Source organism: Streptomyces kaniharaensis (genome assembly GCF_009569385.1).
GTDB lineage: Bacteria > Actinomycetota > Actinomycetes > Streptomycetales > Streptomycetaceae > Kitasatospora > Kitasatospora kaniharaensis.
The window spans coordinates 2,340,440-2,357,019 of the sequence record NZ_WBOF01000001.1 but is presented as its reverse complement, the minus strand read 5'-3'; the positions used below and the strand labels follow the sequence as shown (position 1 = coordinate 2,357,019).

Below are 16,580 nucleotides of genomic sequence, written 5' to 3'. Positions count from 1 at the left end.
CGGTAGGTTGGTCGCTACCGGAGCCGCGAGGCACCGTAGGGCAATAGCTCAATTGGTAGAGCACCGGTCTCCAAAACCGGCGGTTGGGGGTTCAAGTCCCTCTTGCCCTGCTGCTTGATCCGTCCTCAGCCCGTTCGCTCCACGGAGCGAGCGGGCTTGATGCGGAGAGGGCACCGAACAGCACCGCTTTAGCCGGCCGCTCGTGCCCCATCGGGCACGCAGGTGATGATCGGCAGAACCCGGATTCAGGTGAGGACGAGTGACGGAGACCACGGGCTCCACCGCAACGCCTGAGAGCGGCAACCACGCCGACGGCGCTGCCGAGACCACGCCTGCCGAGGGCGAGGCGCTCTCGCGCCGCGACCGCAAGCGGGCCAACCGCTCCGGCGACAAGAAGTCCGGCAAGCGGGCCAAGAAGGGCCTGTTCGCCCGGATCGGCCTCTTCTACCGCCAGATCATCGCCGAGCTGCGCAAGGTCGTCTGGCCCACCCGCGGAGAGCTCACCAACTACACGGCGGTCGTGGTCACCTTCGTCGTGGTCATGATGGCCATCGTGGCCGGTCTGGACTACGGCTTCTCCAAGCTCAGCCTCTGGATCTTCGGCTGACCGAGCCGTCCGCCTTCGAAACGCTTCCCGACCCGGGCCGATCCTCGGCCCGGGTCGAGCTGTCTGCGCCGCACGTACACGGCCGCTACCGTTGACTCGGTACTGTTGAAGTCTCCGAGACGTCTCCTGGCGCCCGCGAGAGCGGGGCGCGCCGGGACTCGTCCCGGAGCGCGCCACCTTCACCATCTCCAGGAAAGAAGCAGCCACCGTGTCTGAGTCCCCCCTGTACGACGCCGACGAGACCGTCCGCGAGGCGGATGTCGCCGCCGAGCTGGACGCGGCCGAGCTGGCTGACGACGCCGAGTCCGCCGAGCCGATCGCGGACGCCGCGGACAGCGACGAGGACGAGGCCGAGGCGTACGACGAGGCCGAGGCCGGCGAGCCGGCCGAGGCGGCCGAGCTGCACGTGGAGGCCGTCGAGGACCTCGCCGCCGAGGCGCCCGTCGTCGAGGAGACCGTGGTCGAGGAGGCCGTCGAGGTCGACCCGGTCGCCAAGTTCCGCGAGGACCTGCGCTTCATGCCGGGCGAGTGGTACGTCATCCACACCTACGCCGGCTACGAGAACCGGGTGAAGCAGAACCTCGAGCAGCGTGCCGTCTCGCTGAACGTCGAGGAGTACATCTTCCAGGCCGAGGTGCCGCAGGAGGAGGTCGTCCAGATCAAGAACGGCGACCGCAAGACCATCCGGCAGAACAAGCTCCCCGGCTACGTCCTCGTGCGCATGGACCTCACCCCCGAGTCGTGGGGCGTCGTGCGCAACACCCCCGGCGTCACCGGCTTCGTCGGCAACGCCTACGACCCGTACCCGCTGACCCTGGACGAGGTCGTCAAGATGCTCGCCCCGGACGTCGAGCGCCAGGCGGCCAAGGAGGCCGGCAAGGCCTCGCCGGTCCGCCCGGTCGAGGTCCAGGTGCTGGACTTCGAGGTCGGCGACTCGGTCACCGTCACGGACGGCCCGTTCGCGACCCTGCAGGCGACCATCAACGAGATCAACCCCGACTCGAAGAAGGTCAAGGGCCTGGTCGAGATCTTCGGCCGGGAGACCCCGGTCGAGCTCTCCTTCGACCAGATCCAGAAGAACTAGTTCGTACGGTCTTCGGATTCGGGGCGGGGCCGAGGGCCCTGCCCCGAATCCGTTTTGGTCCAGCGGCGCTGAGACGTTAGCCTGGTCCGATGTGTGTGCTGGCGGCCGGGTGTCGCCCCGGTTCCGCACACACCAGCAATCACCTCTCGGAAGGACCCGGAGAGACATGCCTCCCAAGAAGAAGAAGGTCACGGGGCTTATCAAGCTCCAGATCAACGCCGGCGCGGCCAACCCGGCGCCGCCGGTCGGCCCCGCGCTGGGTCAGCACGGCGTCAACATCATGGAGTTCTGCAAGGCCTACAACGCCGCGACCGAGTCGCAGCGCGGCATGATCGTGCCGGTGGAGATCACGGTCTACGAGGACCGTTCCTTCACCTTCATCACGAAGACGCCGCCGGCCGCGCGCCTCATCCTGAAGGCCGCCGGTGTCGAGAAGGGCTCCAGCGAGCCGCACAAGACCAAGGTCGCCAAGCTCACCAGCGCCCAGGTCCGCGAGATCGCCACCACCAAGATGCCCGACCTGAACGCCAACGACCTGGACGCCGCGGAGAAGATCATCGCCGGCACCGCCCGGTCGATGGGCATCACCGTCGAGGGCTGATCCCCGTCCCGCCAGGGACTGGTGTCACAGTCTCGTCCCCCCGTGGTAGGGCCTGCGCAGGCCCGTAGCTACCACAACTCCAATCACCATTCAGGAGCAGCAGTGAAGCGCAGCAAGGCTCTGAAGGCCGCGGACGCTCAGGTCGACCGCGAGCGCCTTTACGCCCCCCTCGAGGCCATCCGCCTCGCCAAGGCGACCAGCACCACCAAGTTCGACGGCACCGTCGAGGTCGCCATGCGTCTGGGTGTCGACCCGCGCAAGGCCGACCAGATGGTCCGCAGCACCGTGATCCTCCCGCACGGCACCGGTAAGACCGCTCGGGTCCTGGTCTTCGCGACCGGCGAGCGTGCCGAGGCCGCGCGTGCTGCGGGCGCCGACATCGTCGGCTCCGACGAGCTCATCGACGAGGTCGCCAAGGGCCGCCTCGACTTCGACGCCGTCGTCGCCACCCCGGACCTCATGGGCAAGGTCGGCCGCCTCGGCCGCGTGCTCGGCCCCCGTGGTCTGATGCCGAACCCGAAGACCGGCACCGTGACCCCGGACGTCGCCAAGGCTGTCAACGACATCAAGGGCGGCAAGATCGAGTTCCGCGTCGACAAGCACTCGAACCTGCACTTCATCATCGGTAAGGCCTCCTTCACCGACGAGCAGCTGGTCGAGAACTACGCCGCCGCGCTGGACGAGGTGCTCCGCGCCAAGCCGTCCGCCGCGAAGGGTCGCTACATCAAGAAGACGGCGATCACCACCACCATGGGCCCCGGCGTCCCGGTGGACCCGAACCGCACCCGCAACCTCCTCGTCGAGGAGGACCCGGCCGCGGTCTGACGCTGAGCGAGCGCAAGCGAGCGAAGTGAACGATCCCGGCCCGTGATCGCAGCCGCGGTCTGACGCTGAGCGAGCGCAAGCGAGCGAAGCGACGGATTCCGGCCCATGATCGCAGTCGCGGTCTGAGCCTTCCGGCTCTAGAGCAGTCCGTTACGGCGGGCCCGCACTCCCCTCACCGGGAGTGCGGGCCCGCCGTCGTTTCCGGATCGGGACAGGGGGCGGCTGGGACAGCCGGGCCGGAACGTCGTACGCTCGGCCGGTCCGACCATGCGACCGAACCCGCCGGAGTGTGTGCCGTGCCGCCCGCCCTTCGCCCCGCCGCCTCGGCGGCGGTCCTGTTACTGCTCGGCGCCGCCACCGGGTGCAGCCTGCTCGCCGCCCCGGGAGGAGGCACCCCCGGGAGCGCCGCGCCGGTGCCGCCCAGGCAGGTGGTGCTCCAGGCCGGACAGGCGCTGGACGACGCCGGGGGCGCCCGGATCGACGTGGTCGAGGAGGGCCCGGCCGGCCGCCGCACCGCGAGCGGCACGCTGGCCTGGGGCTCCCGGGACGAGGCCGACCTGAGCGTCACCGACGAGCTCGGCACCGGTCGGCTGACCGTCCGGGACGGCGCGCTCGACCTCGCCTACCAGGGCGGCGCCGCCAAGCACACGGACCGGGCGAGCGCCGAGTCGCTGGACCCGCGGGCGGGCGCCGAACCGGGCGGCTACGCGGGTGGCTGGATGACCGGGCTGGTCACCAGCCCCGGCAGCACCGCGTACGCCATGGCCCGGGCCGGGACGCTCGGTTCGCTCGGCGGCGAGCAGCTGGCCGGGACGACGGTCGCGCACTACCGGGGATCGGCTCCGGTGGCCGACTACTTCGGCGCCGACCGGGAGTTGACGCCTGAGCGCCTCGCCGTGGTGCTCGCCTACTACCGCCGGCACGGGGTCACCACGATCGGCGTCGACGTCTGGGTCGGGCCCGGTGGCAAACTGCTGCGGCTGCGCGAGACGGCCTCGGGCAGCGACGGAACCGTGCTTACCACGACGAACGTCTCCGCCCCCGTAGACGGGGACGGAACGCCCGCCCCGACGGGCTGATGGCGGCGGGGACATCCCGTGGGTGCCTGTCGTGGTGATCCGTTAGAGTCCGCGTGACGAAGAAGCCGAAAATCGGCTTTTCCATGGATCGTTCGGATCTCACGAAGGGGCTCCCATGCGCGCTGTGCGCCTCGCTTCGGCCGCTGTCACGGCCGCCGTCCTGCTCGCCGGCCTGACCGCCTGCGGCTCCAGCGCCAAGAGCGGGAACGACGCCGCCAAGAGCGGCGACGCCAAGGCCGGCGACACCAAGACCGGCGACGCCAAGCCCGGCGACGTGGCGGCGGGTGCTCTGGCGGGAGACCCGAAGGCCGCGCTGGCCGCCGCCGTGCTGGTGATGCAGAAGGCCGGCAACGGCAAGGTCGCCATGATCGCCCCGAACGGCACCAAGCGCCCCGAGGGCAAGGGCGACGCCGACTGGAAGAGCCCGACCGCGCCTGCCATCGACCTGGCCAGCGAGGAGGAGGGCAAGAAGTTCCGCGTCCGCGTGCTCGGGACCGACACCTACCTCGGCGGCGGTGACGCCCAGGCGGCGGTGATGGGCGGCAAGCACTGGGTCAAGGTGACCCCCACCAACCAGATGGGCGCCGGCTTCCTGGTGATGGGCCAGATGCTCAACCCGGTGATCCAGCTGACCCTCGCATCGCAGGGGAAGCCGACCAAGGTCGGCGAGGAGACCGTCGACGGCGTGCAGACCACCCACTTCCGGGCGGTCGAGGACGCCTCCGTCATGGTGGCGGGGATGCCGAACCTCTCGCCGGAGCAGCGTCAGGCCGCCCAGAAGGTCCTGGAGGAGGACGGCAAGAACCTCACCGTCGACCTCTGGCTCAACGGCAAGATGGAGCTCGTCCAGTACAAGGAGTTCGGCGACAAGGCCGGCGAGCAGAAGGCCGTCACCGTCAAGTACTCCGGGCTCGGCACCGCCGCGAAGATCGAGGCGCCCGCCGCGACCGACCTCGGCAGCGAGGCCGACATCCTCAAGCTGCTCGGCTGAGCCTGCTGGCTGGCAAGGTGGCCGGACGGTCAAGGCCGTCGACGCGGCGACCGGGTTGAAAGGGGAAGACGATGGCGGGACGGCAGCGGCTGGCGGCCCTGGTGGCCGTCGTGCTGCTGGCGACCGGGCTGACCGGGTGCAGCGCGGACGACGCGTCGTCGTCCGCGCCGTCCGGCAGCCCGACCCCGACCAGCGCCACCCCGACCGGACCGGCCAAGCCGACCGACCGGTCGCCGCACGGCGTCCTGCTCTCCGCCCAGCTGGCCGTGCAGACCGCCCGCCGGGCCAAGGTCAGCTACCGGCTGGGGAACGACGCCGGCGCCGGGCCGCTGTTCTGGCAGCCCAAGACGGCACTCCAGATCAAGCGGTCCAGCCCGGCCGACGCCGAGCAGCTGATCGTCGTGGACACCGTCGGCTACCAGGGCGGCGACGCGGCCACCGCGGCCCGGCAGGGCGGCCGGCACTGGGAGCGGTTCGCCGTCCCGGCCGACCCGGACGGCCGCCGGGAGGTGCCGTACGCGGGGCTGATCGACCTGCTGAACCCGGTCGAGGCGCTGGCCGCGGCGACCGCCGACGGCGTGGACGCCCGGTTCGTCGGCGAGGAGAAGTTCGAGGACTCGACGGTCGAGCACTACCAGGTCACCACCACCGCCGAGAAGTACGCGGCGGCCCAGACCCCGCTGCCCCAGGCCCGGCGGGACGGGCTGCGCGCCGCGCTCGCCCCCGGCGGTTCGACCGCGCTGACCCTGGACCTCTGGCTGAGCGACAAGGACCAGCTGGTCAAGCTCCAGCGCACCGGCAGCGGGGACACCGGCCGGGCGGACGACTCGGTGGTCTACACCGATCTCGGCGGCGCGCTGCTCTCGGTGCAGGCCCCCGCCGAGACGGACACCGTGGACACGGGCACCCGGACGGTCTCCCCGCTGGCCCGCTGAGGCCCGGCGGTTTCCGTCGGCTCGGGGCCGATTTGCCCGGGACGGCGGAGTCCGGCTACTGTGGCCGAAGCCAAAGACCGCTGGTTGTCACCGTGCACTCGCGAGGGAGCCGGGGACCGAAGGATCTGCGATTCGTCGCAGGCAGCCCGCGCAGGTTTGTCTGGAGCTTCGACTTCCGGGTTTCGCGTCCGCGTGACAGCCCGTTGAGGTCGTGTCGAGCCCCGTGCGCCTGCGCACCGGGGCTCATCTGCTTTTCCGCAGGAGCTTTCCTTCCGTCCGGTCGGTCCGCGGCCGAATGGTCGACTTTCGCGGTCGGCCCGACTTCGACATCACGGAAGGAGGCGTACGCCTATGGCTAGGCCCGACAAGGCTGCCGCCGTCGCCGAGATCACGGACATGTTCCGTGGCTCGAACGCGGCCGTGCTGACCGAGTACCGCGGTCTGACGGTGAAGCAGGTCAAGACCCTGCGTCGCTCGCTGGGTGAGAACGCCCAGTACGCCGTGGTGAAGAACACGCTGACCAAGATCGCGGCCAACGAGGCCGGGATCACGTCGCTCGACGACCTGTTCAACGGTCCGACGGCTGTCGCCTTCGTCACCGGTGACCCGGTGGAGTCGGCGAAGGCTCTGCGTGACTTCGCCAAGGAGAACCCCGCTCTCGTCATCAAGGGCGGTGTCCTTGATGGCAAGGCGCTGTCCGCCGACGAGATCAAGAAGCTCGCGGACCTCGAGTCCCGCGAGGTGCTGCTCGCCAAGCTGGCGGGTGCCCTGAAGGCCAAGCAGTCCCAGGCTGCCGCCGTCTTCCAGGCCCTGCCCTCGAAGCTCGTCCGCACGGTCGAGGCCCTTCGGGAGAAGGCCGAGCAGGGCGGTGCCGGTACTCCGGCTCCCGCCGCCGAGGACGCTGCCGCCGAGTAATCGGCAGGCTCACGCCTCGCTGCGGGCCCGTACGCCCGCCAACCCGTACATCCGGCACCACCTGCCGATTTAGTGGAAGGACGCCATCATGGCGAAGCTGACCCAGGACGAGCTGCTCGCGCAGTTCGAGGAGATGACCCTCATCGAGCTCGCCGAGTTCGTGAAGGCCTTCGAGGACAAGTTCGACGTCACCGCCGCCGCCCCGGTTGCCGTGGCCGGCGTTGCCGCCCAGGGCGCCCCGGTCGAGGCCGCTGAGGAGCAGGACGAGTTCGACGTCATCCTCGAGGCCGCTGGCGACAAGAAGATCCAGGTCATCAAGGAGGTCCGCACCCTGACCTCCCTCGGCCTGAAGGAGGCCAAGGACCTGGTGGACACCGCCGGTGCCAAGGTTCTCGAGAAGGTCGCCAAGGACGTTGCCGAGAAGGCCAAGGCTGCCCTCGAGGGCGCCGGCGCCAAGGTCACCGTCAAGTGATCCTGCGCCCCCTCTGAGGGGGCGTGCGGCCGGGCCGATCACCCTTGTGGGTGGTCGGCCCGGCCTTTTTCGGTTTCCGGGCGGCACGGGCCGGACCCGGCCCGGACACACCGGTGTGGCGGACGGCGCACTCGGCACTGTCGGCGCGGACGGGTATGGTGATCACCGTCATCGCAGGCGGCCTCCGCCACGGCTTCTGTAACGCCGGGGGGTTTCCGGCCGATGAAGGAGTCGAGGTCCGCACCGCAGACGGGCCCTTGACGAACCAGGCGAGGCGCGCGATTCTCAAGGCGCGAGTCCGCCCGGTTGGTTTGCGGCTGGATGCATAACCAGCGGCTCCGGCGGGAAATGACTCCTCGTGAGTTGTGAGGCCCGGGTAGCGCCCGGGCCGGTGCAGTACCCAGAGCAGTACCGGTGGGCGTCCGCGTCCGTCGGCTACCGGGAGGAGTCTCCGATTCGGTTTCCGAATCAGAGCTGGACAGCAGTGTGCCCTTTGGCTACACTGTCCCTTTGCGCTGCCTGTTAGCTTCTCCGTGACTCGTCGCCCGGAGTTTGCGTTGCCCTGAAGGGGTCTGGCATCGCCTCCGCAAAGCGGCTCTGACCTGGGGTTTCGGTCCCGGCAGAGGTGGTCACGGAGGCGGGACCAAGCCCAAGCAGGCCCGGCTGGTACGCGCGTAGTGAGCTCCGAGCCCTCGGAAGGACCCCCCTCTTGGCCGCGCCGCGCAACGCCTCGAACAATTCCGCCGCATCCACCGCCCCGCTCCGCGTCTCGTTCGCGAAGATCAAGGAGCCCCTTGAGGTCCCGAACCTCCTGGCCCTGCAGACCGAGAGCTTTGACTGGCTGCTCGGCAACGCGGCCTGGAAGTCCCGGGTCGAGCAGGCGCTGGAGAGTGGTCAGGACGTCCCCACCAAGTCCGGTCTGGAGGAGATCTTCGAGGAGATCTCCCCGATCGAGGACTTCAGCGGGTCGATGTCCCTGACCTTCCGCGACCACCGTTTCGAGCCGCCGAAGAACTCCATTGACGAGTGCAAGGACCGCGACTTCACGTACGCGGCTCCGCTCTTCGTCACGGCCGAGTTCACCAACAACGAGACCGGTGAGATCAAGTCTCAGACGGTCTTCATGGGCGACTTCCCGCTCATGACCCACAAGGGCACGTTCGTGATCAACGGCACCGAGCGTGTCGTCGTGTCGCAGCTGGTCCGCTCCCCGGGTGTGTACTTCGACTCCACCCTGGACAAGGTGTCCGACAAGGACATCTACTCCTGCAAGGTCATCCCCTCGCGTGGTGCCTGGCTGGAGATGGAGATCGACAAGCGCGACATGGTCGGCGTTCGCATCGACCGCAAGCGCAAGCAGTCCGTCACCGTGCTGCTCAAGGCGCTCGGCTGGACCAACGAGATGATTCTCGAGGAGTTCGGCGAGTACGAGTCCATGCGCAACACCCTGGAGAAGGACCACACCCAGGGCCAGGACGACGCGCTGCTGGACATCTACCGCAAGCTGCGCCCGGGCGAGCCGCCGACGCGCGAGGCCGCGCAGACGCTGTTGGAGAACCTGTACTTCAACCCGAAGCGCTACGACCTCGCCAAGGTGGGCCGCTACAAGGTCAACCGCAAGCTGGGCAACGCCGAGTCGCTGGACTCCGGCGTGCTCACCGAGCCCGACATCATCGGTGCGATCAAGTACCTGGTGAAGCTGCACGCCGGTGAGACCGAGTGGAACGACGAGACCGGCCGCGACATCGTGGTCGAGGTCGACGACATCGACCACTTCGGCAACCGCCGCCTGCGCAACGTCGGCGAGCTCATCCAGAACCAGGTCCGTACGGGTCTCGCCCGCATGGAGCGCGTCGTGCGCGAGCGCATGACCACCCAGGACGTCGAGGCGATCACGCCGCAGACCCTGATCAACATCCGGCCGGTCGTCGCCTCCATCAAGGAGTTCTTCGGCACCAGCCAGCTGTCGCAGTTCATGGACCAGACGAACCCGCTGTCGGGCCTGACCCACAAGCGCCGTCTGTCCGCCCTCGGTCCCGGTGGTCTCTCCCGTGAGCGCGCCGGCTTCGAGGTCCGTGACGTGCACCCCTCGCACTACGGCCGCATGTGTCCGATCGAGACCCCGGAAGGCCCGAACATCGGTCTGATCGGGTCGCTGGCCTCGTACGGCCGGGTCAACGCCTTCGGCTTCATCGAGACCCCGTACCGCAAGGTCGTCGACGGTGTCGTCACCGAGCAGGTGGACTACCTCACCGCCGACGAGGAGGACCGCTACGTCATCGCCCAGGCGAACGCGCCGCTGACCGCGGACCTGCGCTTCGCCGAGCCGCGTGTCCTGGTCCGCCGCCGTGGTGGCGAGATCGACTACATCCCCGGCACCGAGATCGACTACATGGACGTCTCGCCGCGCCAGATGGTGTCGGTCGCGACCGCCATGATCCCGTTCCTCGAGCACGACGACGCCAACCGCGCGCTCATGGGCTCGAACATGATGCGCCAGGCGGTGCCGCTGCTGAAGAGCGAGGCTCCGCTGGTCGGTACCGGCATGGAGTACCGCTGCGCCGTCGACGCCGCCGACGTCATCACCGCCGAGAAGGCCGGTGTCGTCCAGGAGGTCTCGGCCGACTACGTCACCGTGGCCAACGACGACGGCACCTACACCACGTACCGCGCCGCCAAGTTCACCCGCTCGAACCAGGGCACCGCCTTCAACCAGAAGGTGCTCGTGGACGAGGGCGCCCGGGTCGAGACCGGCCAGGTCCTGGCCGACGGCCCGTGCACCGACGAGGGCGAGATGGCCCTCGGCAAGAACCTGCTCGTGGCGTTCATGTCGTGGGAGGGTCACAACTACGAGGACGCGATCATCCTGTCGCAGCGCCTCGTGCAGGACGACGTCCTCTCCTCGATCCACATCGAGGAGCACGAGGTCGACGCCCGTGACACCAAGCTCGGCCCCGAGGAGATCACCCGGGACATCCCGAACGTCTCCGAGGAGGTCCTCGCCGACCTCGACGAGCGCGGCATCATCCGCATCGGTGCCGACGTCGTCACCGGCGACATCCTGGTCGGCAAGGTCACCCCGAAGGGTGAGACCGAGCTGACCCCGGAGGAGCGCCTGCTCCGCGCGATCTTCGGTGAGAAGGCCCGTGAGGTCCGCGACACCTCGCTGAAGGTCCCGCACGGTGAGTCCGGCAAGGTCATCGGCGTCCGCGTCTTCGACCGCGAAGAGGGCGACGAGCTCCCGCCGGGCGTCAACCAGCTGGTCCGCGTCTACGTGGCCCAGAAGCGCAAGATCACCAACGGTGACAAGCTCGCCGGCCGTCACGGCAACAAGGGCGTCATCTCCAAGATCCTGCCGGTCGAGGACATGCCGTTCCTGGAGGACGGCACCCCGGTCGACATCATCCTCAACCCGCTGGGCGTCCCGTCCCGAATGAACCCCGGGCAGGTCCTGGAGATCCACCTCGGGTGGCTCGCCAAGCAGGGCTGGGACGTCTCCGGCCTCGCCGACGAGTGGGCCCAGCGCCTGCAGGCGATCGGCGCCGACACGGTCCAGGGCGGCACCAACCTCGCCACCCCGGTCTTCGACGGCGCCCGCGAGGACGAGATCACCGGCCTGCTGGACAACACCACCCTCACCCGTGACGGCGAGCGCCTGGTGAACTCCACCGGCAAGGCCCGGCTGTTCGACGGCCGTTCCGGCGAGCCGTTCCCGATGCCGGTCTCGGTCGGCTACATGTACATCCTCAAGCTGCACCACCTGGTCGACGACAAGCTGCACGCCCGCTCGACCGGCCCGTACTCGATGATCACCCAGCAGCCGCTCGGTGGTAAGGCGCAGTTCGGTGGTCAGCGCTTCGGTGAGATGGAGGTGTGGGCCCTTGAGGCGTACGGCGCGGCCTACGCGCTGCAGGAGCTGCTCACCATCAAGTCCGACGACGTCCTCGGCCGCGTGAAGGTCTACGAGGCCATCGTCAAGGGCGAGAACATCCCCGAGCCCGGCATTCCCGAGTCCTTCAAGGTGCTCATCAAGGAAATGCAGTCGCTCTGCCTCAACGTGGAGGTGCTGTCCTCGGACGGCCAGTCCATCGAGATGCGGGACTCCGACGAGGACGTGTTCCGCGCTGCCGAGGAGCTCGGCATCGACCTGTCCCGGCGCGAGCCGAGCAGCGTCGAAGAGGTCTGACGGAGGTCGGGCCGGCCCCTTGATCCCGGGCCGGCCCGCCCCCAGGCCCCCCTCAGACCACATGAACGACTCTCGACTTACGAAAGAGGGCTTGACGACCAGTGCTTGACGTCAACTTCTTCGACGAGCTCCGCATCGGCCTGGCCACCGCCGACGACATCCGCCAGTGGTCGCACGGCGAGGTCAAGAAGCCGGAGACCATCAACTACCGCACCCTGAAGCCCGAAAAGGACGGCCTCTTCTGCGAGAAGATCTTCGGCCCCACCCGGGACTGGGAGTGCTACTGCGGTAAGTACAAGCGCGTCCGCTTCAAGGGCATCATCTGCGAGCGCTGCGGCGTCGAGGTGACCCGCGCCAAGGTGCGCCGTGAGCGGATGGGCCACATCGAGCTGGCCGCCCCGGTCACCCACATCTGGTACTTCAAGGGTGTGCCGTCCCGCCTCGGCTACCTGCTCGACCTGGCGCCGAAGGACCTCGAGAAGGTCATCTACTTCGCCGCCTACATGATCACCTGGGTCGACGACGAGCGCCGCCAGCGCGACCTGCCGTCCCTGGAGGCGCACGTCTCGGTCGAGCGCCAGCAGATCGAGAACCGTCGCGACGCCGACCTCGAGGCCCGCGCCAAGAAGGCCGAGACCGACCTGGCCGAGCTGGAGGCCGAGGGCGCCAAGGCCGACGTGCGCCGCAAGGTGCGCGAGAGCGCCGAGCGCGAGATGAAGCAGCTGCGCGACCGCGCGCAGCGCGAGCTCGACCGCCTCGACGAGGTGTGGGCCCGCTTCAAGAACCTCAAGGTCCAGGACCTCGAGGGCGACGAGCTGCTCTACCGCGAGCTGCGCGACCGCTTCGGCACCTACTTCTCCGGCTCGATGGGCGCGGCGGCCCTCAAGGACCGCCTCGAGACCTTCGACCTGGCGGAGGAGTCCGAGCGCCTGCGCGAGATCATCCGCACCGGCAAGGGCCAGAAGAAGACCCGTGCGCTCAAGCGCCTCAAGGTCGTCTCCGCGTTCCTGCAGACCACCAACAAGCCCAACGGCATGGTGCTGGACTGCGTCCCGGTCATCCCGCCGGACCTGCGTCCGATGGTGCAGCTGGACGGTGGCCGCTTCGCGACCTCCGACCTGAACGACCTGTACCGCCGCGTCATCAACCGCAACAACCGCCTGAAGCGCCTGCTCGACCTCGGTGCCCCCGAGATCATCGTGAACAACGAGAAGCGCATGCTCCAGGAGGCCGTCGACGCGCTGTTCGACAACGGCCGCCGCGGCCGTCCGGTCACCGGCCCGGGCAACCGCCCGCTGAAGTCCCTCAGCGACATGCTGAAGGGCAAGCAGGGTCGTTTCCGTCAGAACCTGCTCGGCAAGCGAGTCGACTACTCGGCCCGTTCGGTCATCGTCGTCGGCCCGCAGCTCAAGCTGCACCAGTGCGGTCTGCCGAAGGCCATGGCGCTGGAGCTCTTCAAGCCGTTCGTGATGAAGCGCCTGGTCGACCTGAACCACGCGCAGAACATCAAGTCGGCCAAGCGCATGGTCGAGCGTGCCCGCCCGGTCGTGTGGGACGTGCTCGAAGAGGTCATCGCCGAGCACCCGGTCCTGCTGAACCGTGCGCCCACCCTGCACCGCCTCGGCATCCAGGCCTTCGAGCCGCAGCTGGTCGAGGGCAAGGCCATCCAGATCCACCCGCTCGTCTGCACCGCGTTCAACGCGGACTTCGACGGTGACCAGATGGCCGTCCACCTGCCGCTCTCCGCGGAGGCGCAGGCCGAGGCCCGCATCCTGATGCTGTCCTCGAACAACATCCTGAAGCCGGCCGACGGCCGCCCCGTCACCATGCCGACCCAGGACATGGTGCTCGGTCTGTTCTTCCTGACCTCGGACCGCGAGGACGTGAAGGGCGCCGGCCGCACCTTCTCGTCGACCGCCGAAGCGATCATGGCCTTCGACGCCCGCGAGCTGGACGTCCAGGCCCCGATCCAGCTGCGTCTCGGCGCCGGCACCGTCCCGCCGCGCGGCTGGACCGCCCCGCTGGACGAGGACGGCCAGCCGACCTGGTTCGACGGCGAGCCGTTCCGCCTGAACACCACCCTGGGCCGCGCGCTCTTCAACGAGCTGCTGCCCGAGGACTACCCGTTCGTCGACTACGAGGTGGGCAAGAAGCAGCTCTCCGCGATCGTCAACGACCTGGCGGAGCGCTACCCGAAGGTCGTCGTCGCGGCGACCCTGGACAACCTGAAGGCGGCCGGCTTCCACTGGTCGACCCGTTCGGGTGTCACCGTCTCGATCTCGGACGTCATCGTCCCGCCGAGCAAGCCCCAGATCCTTGAGGGCTTCGAGGCGAAGGCGGAGAAGGTCCAGAAGCAGTACGAGCGCGGTCTGATCACCAACGACGAGCGCAAGCAGGAGCTCGTCGGCATCTGGACCCAGGCGACCAACGAGGTCGCGGACGCCATGGCCGCGAACTTCCCGAAGACGAACCCCATCTTCATGATGGTCGACTCGGGTGCTCGTGGAAACATGATGCAGATGCGCCAGATCGCCGGTATGCGTGGTCTGGTGTCGAACGCCAAGAACGAGACCATCCCGCGGCCCATCAAGGCGTCGTTCCGTGAGGGTCTCACCGTGCTGGAGTACTTCATCTCCACCCACGGTGCCCGTAAGGGTCTGGCCGACACCGCCCTCCGTACCGCCGACTCCGGCTACCTCACCCGTCGTCTGGTCGACGTCTCCCAGGACGTCATCATTCGCGAGGAGGACTGCGGCACCGAGCGCGGCCTGAAGCTGGCCATCGGTTCCGTGGGCGCCGACGGCGTGCTGCGCAAGGCCGACGACGTCGAGACCAGCGTGTACGCCCGCATGCTCGCCGAGGACATCACGGTGGACGGCAAGCTCCTTGCCACCGCCAACACCGACCTCGGTGACGTGCTGATCGACGAGCTGATCCGCCACGGCGTGTCCGAGGTCAAGACCCGCTCGATCCTGACCTGTGAGTCGGCCGTCGGCACCTGCGCCATGTGCTACGGGCGCTCGCTGGCCACCGGCAAGCTGGTCGACATCGGTGAGGCGGTCGGCATCATCGCCGCCCAGTCCATCGGTGAGCCCGGTACCCAGCTGACGATGCGTACCTTCCACACCGGTGGTGTGGCCGGTGACGACATCACCCAGGGTCTGCCGCGTGTCGTCGAGCTCTTCGAGGCCCGTACCCCCAAGGGTGTGGCCCCGATCTCGGAGGCCACCGGCCGGGCGCGGATCGAGGACACCGAGAAGACCCGCAAGATCGTCATCACCCCGGACGACGGCAGCGACGAGATCGCCTACCCCGTCTCCAAGCGTGTGAAGCTGCTCGTCAGCGAGGGCGAGGCGGTCGAGGTCGGCCAGAAGCTGACCATGGGTGCCACCAACCCGCACGACGTGCTGCGGATCATGGGCCAGCGTGCCGTCCAGGTCCACCTGGTCGCCGAGGTCCAGAAGGTCTACAACTCGCAGGGTGTGTCGATCCACGACAAGCACATCGAGATCATCATCCGGCAGATGCTCCGCCGCGTGACGATCATCGAGTCGGGCGACGCCGAGCTGCTCCCGGGCGAGCTCGTCGAGCGCGGCCGCTTCGAGCAGGAGAACCGTCGTGTGGTCTCCGAGGGCGGTCACCCCGCCTCCGGCCGTCCGCAGCTGATGGGTATCACCAAGGCCTCGCTGGCCACCGAGTCCTGGCTGTCGGCCGCCTCCTTCCAGGAGACGACCCGGGTGCTCACCGACGCGGCGATCCACGCCAAGTCGGACCCGCTGCTGGGCCTCAAGGAGAACGTCATCCTCGGTAAGCTCATCCCGGCCGGTACGGGTCTGCCCCGCTACCGCAACATCCGGGTCGAGCCGACCGAGGAGGCCAAGGCCGCCATGTACTCGGCCGTCGGCTACGACGACTACGACCTGTCGCCCTTCGGCGCCGGCTCCGGCCAGGCGGTTCCGCTGGACGACTACGACTACGGCCCGTACACAGGCTGAGTCACCCCGTTGCCCGGCGACGGGCACGGATCGCAGGGCGGTCACCCCTCTTGGGGTGGCCGCCCTGCGGCGTTTCCCCGGGGCTCTCCCCCGGGGTTCTCCCCCGCGTGGGGGAGTCCCGGGAACCGGTCGGGAGAGGGAGGTGGGGGAGGGGGCCGGTGCGGGAGGCTTCTCGGCGTCGGGATGACGGGGCTTTCGAAGGGGGCCGGAAATGAAGCGGGTGCTGGGCGCGATGGCGATCACGGGGGCTGTGTTGTTCGGGATGTCGGCCTGCCTTCCCGGGGGCGGGGAGGACGAGCACCGGACAGTCAGCTACGGGGTGACGGACACCGTCCGGGAACTGGTGATCGAGGGGCACACGGGCGGGATCGTCGTCACGGGCGGCGGGAGCGCGGTGCAGGTGACCGAGCGGCAGAACTACAAGGGGGACGCGCCGCGCACCACGCACGAGGTGAAGGACGGCGTGCTGAAGCTGACGTACGACTGCGGATCCTGCGGGGTCGGGTACGACGTGCAGGTGCCGGCCGGGACCAAGGTGCGGGTGAAGGAGGAGACCGGAGGGGTGCGGCTGGTCGGGCTGGCCGCCGACGTGGACGCGGCGGTCGAGACCGGTGGCGTCGAGGCGAGCGGGCTGACCTCGCAGCAGGTGAAGCTGAGCGCCCGCAACGGCGGCGTGCACGCCGACTTCGCGGCGGCCCCGACCAAGGTGGAGGCGAACGCCTCGACCGGCGGGGTGCGGCTGAAGGTGCCGACCGGGGAGGCGTACGCGGTGGACGCGCACGCGGAGGTCGGCGGCGTGGAGGTCGGCATCCCGTCGCAGGCGGGTGCGGCCCGCACCATCACCGCGCGGGCCGAGACCGGCGGTGTGACGGTCACCGGTGCGTGACCGG

Annotated in this window: 12 protein-coding genes and 1 tRNA gene; all 13 read left to right on the top strand. The window is 69.0% G+C overall.

Annotated features, from left to right (window positions below; genetic code table 11):
- Positions 1-37: 37 nt before the first annotated feature.
- The 13 genes from F7Q99_RS10655 (at position 38) to F7Q99_RS10595 (ending at position 16,576) form a co-directional block, all read left to right on the top strand.
- Positions 38-110, top strand: a tRNA-Trp gene (locus F7Q99_RS10655).
- A gap of 149 nt (positions 111-259) precedes the next feature.
- Positions 260-607 carry a preprotein translocase subunit SecE gene (secE, locus tag F7Q99_RS43105; protein ID WP_326846515.1) on the top strand — a complete coding sequence of 116 codons (348 nt, stop codon included), beginning with the start codon at positions 260-262 and terminating at the stop codon, positions 605-607.
- Between the two features lie 208 nt (positions 608-815).
- Positions 816-1,691, top strand: a complete 876-nt coding sequence (nusG, locus tag F7Q99_RS10645) for a transcription termination/antitermination protein NusG (RefSeq protein WP_326846514.1) — start codon at positions 816-818, stop codon at positions 1,689-1,691.
- Positions 1,692-1,857: 166 nt separating this feature from the next.
- Positions 1,858-2,292 carry a 50S ribosomal protein L11 gene (gene rplK, locus F7Q99_RS10640; RefSeq protein ID WP_153461023.1) on the top strand — a complete coding sequence of 145 codons (435 nt, stop codon included), beginning with the start codon at positions 1,858-1,860 and terminating at the stop codon, positions 2,290-2,292.
- A gap of 102 nt (positions 2,293-2,394) precedes the next feature.
- Positions 2,395-3,117: a 50S ribosomal protein L1 gene (rplA, locus tag F7Q99_RS10635; protein WP_326846513.1), complete on the top strand. Its 723-nt coding sequence runs from the start codon at positions 2,395-2,397 to the stop codon at positions 3,115-3,117.
- A 296-nt stretch (positions 3,118-3,413) separates the two neighbouring features.
- Positions 3,414-4,196, top strand: coding sequence for a hypothetical protein (locus F7Q99_RS10630; protein ID WP_153461021.1), 783 nt, complete (start codon positions 3,414-3,416; stop codon positions 4,194-4,196).
- A 115-nt stretch (positions 4,197-4,311) separates the two neighbouring features.
- Positions 4,312-5,187: a hypothetical protein gene (locus tag F7Q99_RS10625; RefSeq protein WP_153461020.1), complete on the top strand. Its 876-nt coding sequence runs from the start codon at positions 4,312-4,314 to the stop codon at positions 5,185-5,187.
- Positions 5,188-5,258: 71 nt separating this feature from the next.
- A complete protein-coding gene (locus tag F7Q99_RS10620; RefSeq protein WP_153461019.1) occupies positions 5,259-6,122 on the top strand; it encodes a hypothetical protein in 864 nt (287 codons plus the stop codon).
- A gap of 351 nt (positions 6,123-6,473) precedes the next feature.
- Positions 6,474-7,037: a 50S ribosomal protein L10 gene (gene rplJ, locus F7Q99_RS10615; protein WP_153461018.1), complete on the top strand. Its 564-nt coding sequence runs from the start codon at positions 6,474-6,476 to the stop codon at positions 7,035-7,037.
- Between the two features lie 88 nt (positions 7,038-7,125).
- Positions 7,126-7,509: a 50S ribosomal protein L7/L12 gene (rplL, locus tag F7Q99_RS10610; protein ID WP_153461017.1), complete on the top strand. Its 384-nt coding sequence runs from the start codon at positions 7,126-7,128 to the stop codon at positions 7,507-7,509.
- Positions 7,510-8,218: 709 nt separating this feature from the next.
- Entirely contained in the window at positions 8,219-11,695 is a 3,477-nt protein-coding gene (rpoB, locus tag F7Q99_RS10605) for a DNA-directed RNA polymerase subunit beta (protein WP_153461016.1), read from the top strand.
- A gap of 101 nt (positions 11,696-11,796) precedes the next feature.
- Positions 11,797-15,690, top strand: coding sequence for a DNA-directed RNA polymerase subunit beta' (locus F7Q99_RS10600; RefSeq protein WP_326846512.1), 3,894 nt, complete (start codon positions 11,797-11,799; stop codon positions 15,688-15,690).
- A 211-nt stretch (positions 15,691-15,901) separates the two neighbouring features.
- On the top strand, positions 15,902-16,576 hold the full coding sequence (locus F7Q99_RS10595; protein WP_153461015.1) for a DUF4097 family beta strand repeat-containing protein: 675 nt from the start codon (positions 15,902-15,904) through the stop codon (positions 16,574-16,576).
- Positions 16,577-16,580 lie beyond the last annotated feature (4 nt).

Bases quoted from the DNA above. Each gene is read 5' to 3' on its own strand.
- rplJ (WP_153461018.1), top strand. From the start codon at position 6,474: ATGGCTAGGCCCGACAAGGCTGCCGCCGTCGCCGAGATCACGGACATG.
- F7Q99_RS10595 (WP_153461015.1), top strand. From the start codon at position 15,902: ATGAAGCGGGTGCTGGGCGCGATGGCGATCACGGGGGCTGTGTTGTTC.
- F7Q99_RS10625 (WP_153461020.1), top strand. From the start codon at position 4,312: ATGCGCGCTGTGCGCCTCGCTTCGGCCGCTGTCACGGCCGCCGTCCTG.
- rplL (WP_153461017.1), top strand. From the start codon at position 7,126: ATGGCGAAGCTGACCCAGGACGAGCTGCTCGCGCAGTTCGAGGAGATG.
- rplK (WP_153461023.1), top strand. From the start codon at position 1,858: ATGCCTCCCAAGAAGAAGAAGGTCACGGGGCTTATCAAGCTCCAGATC.
- F7Q99_RS10620 (WP_153461019.1), top strand. From the start codon at position 5,259: ATGGCGGGACGGCAGCGGCTGGCGGCCCTGGTGGCCGTCGTGCTGCTG.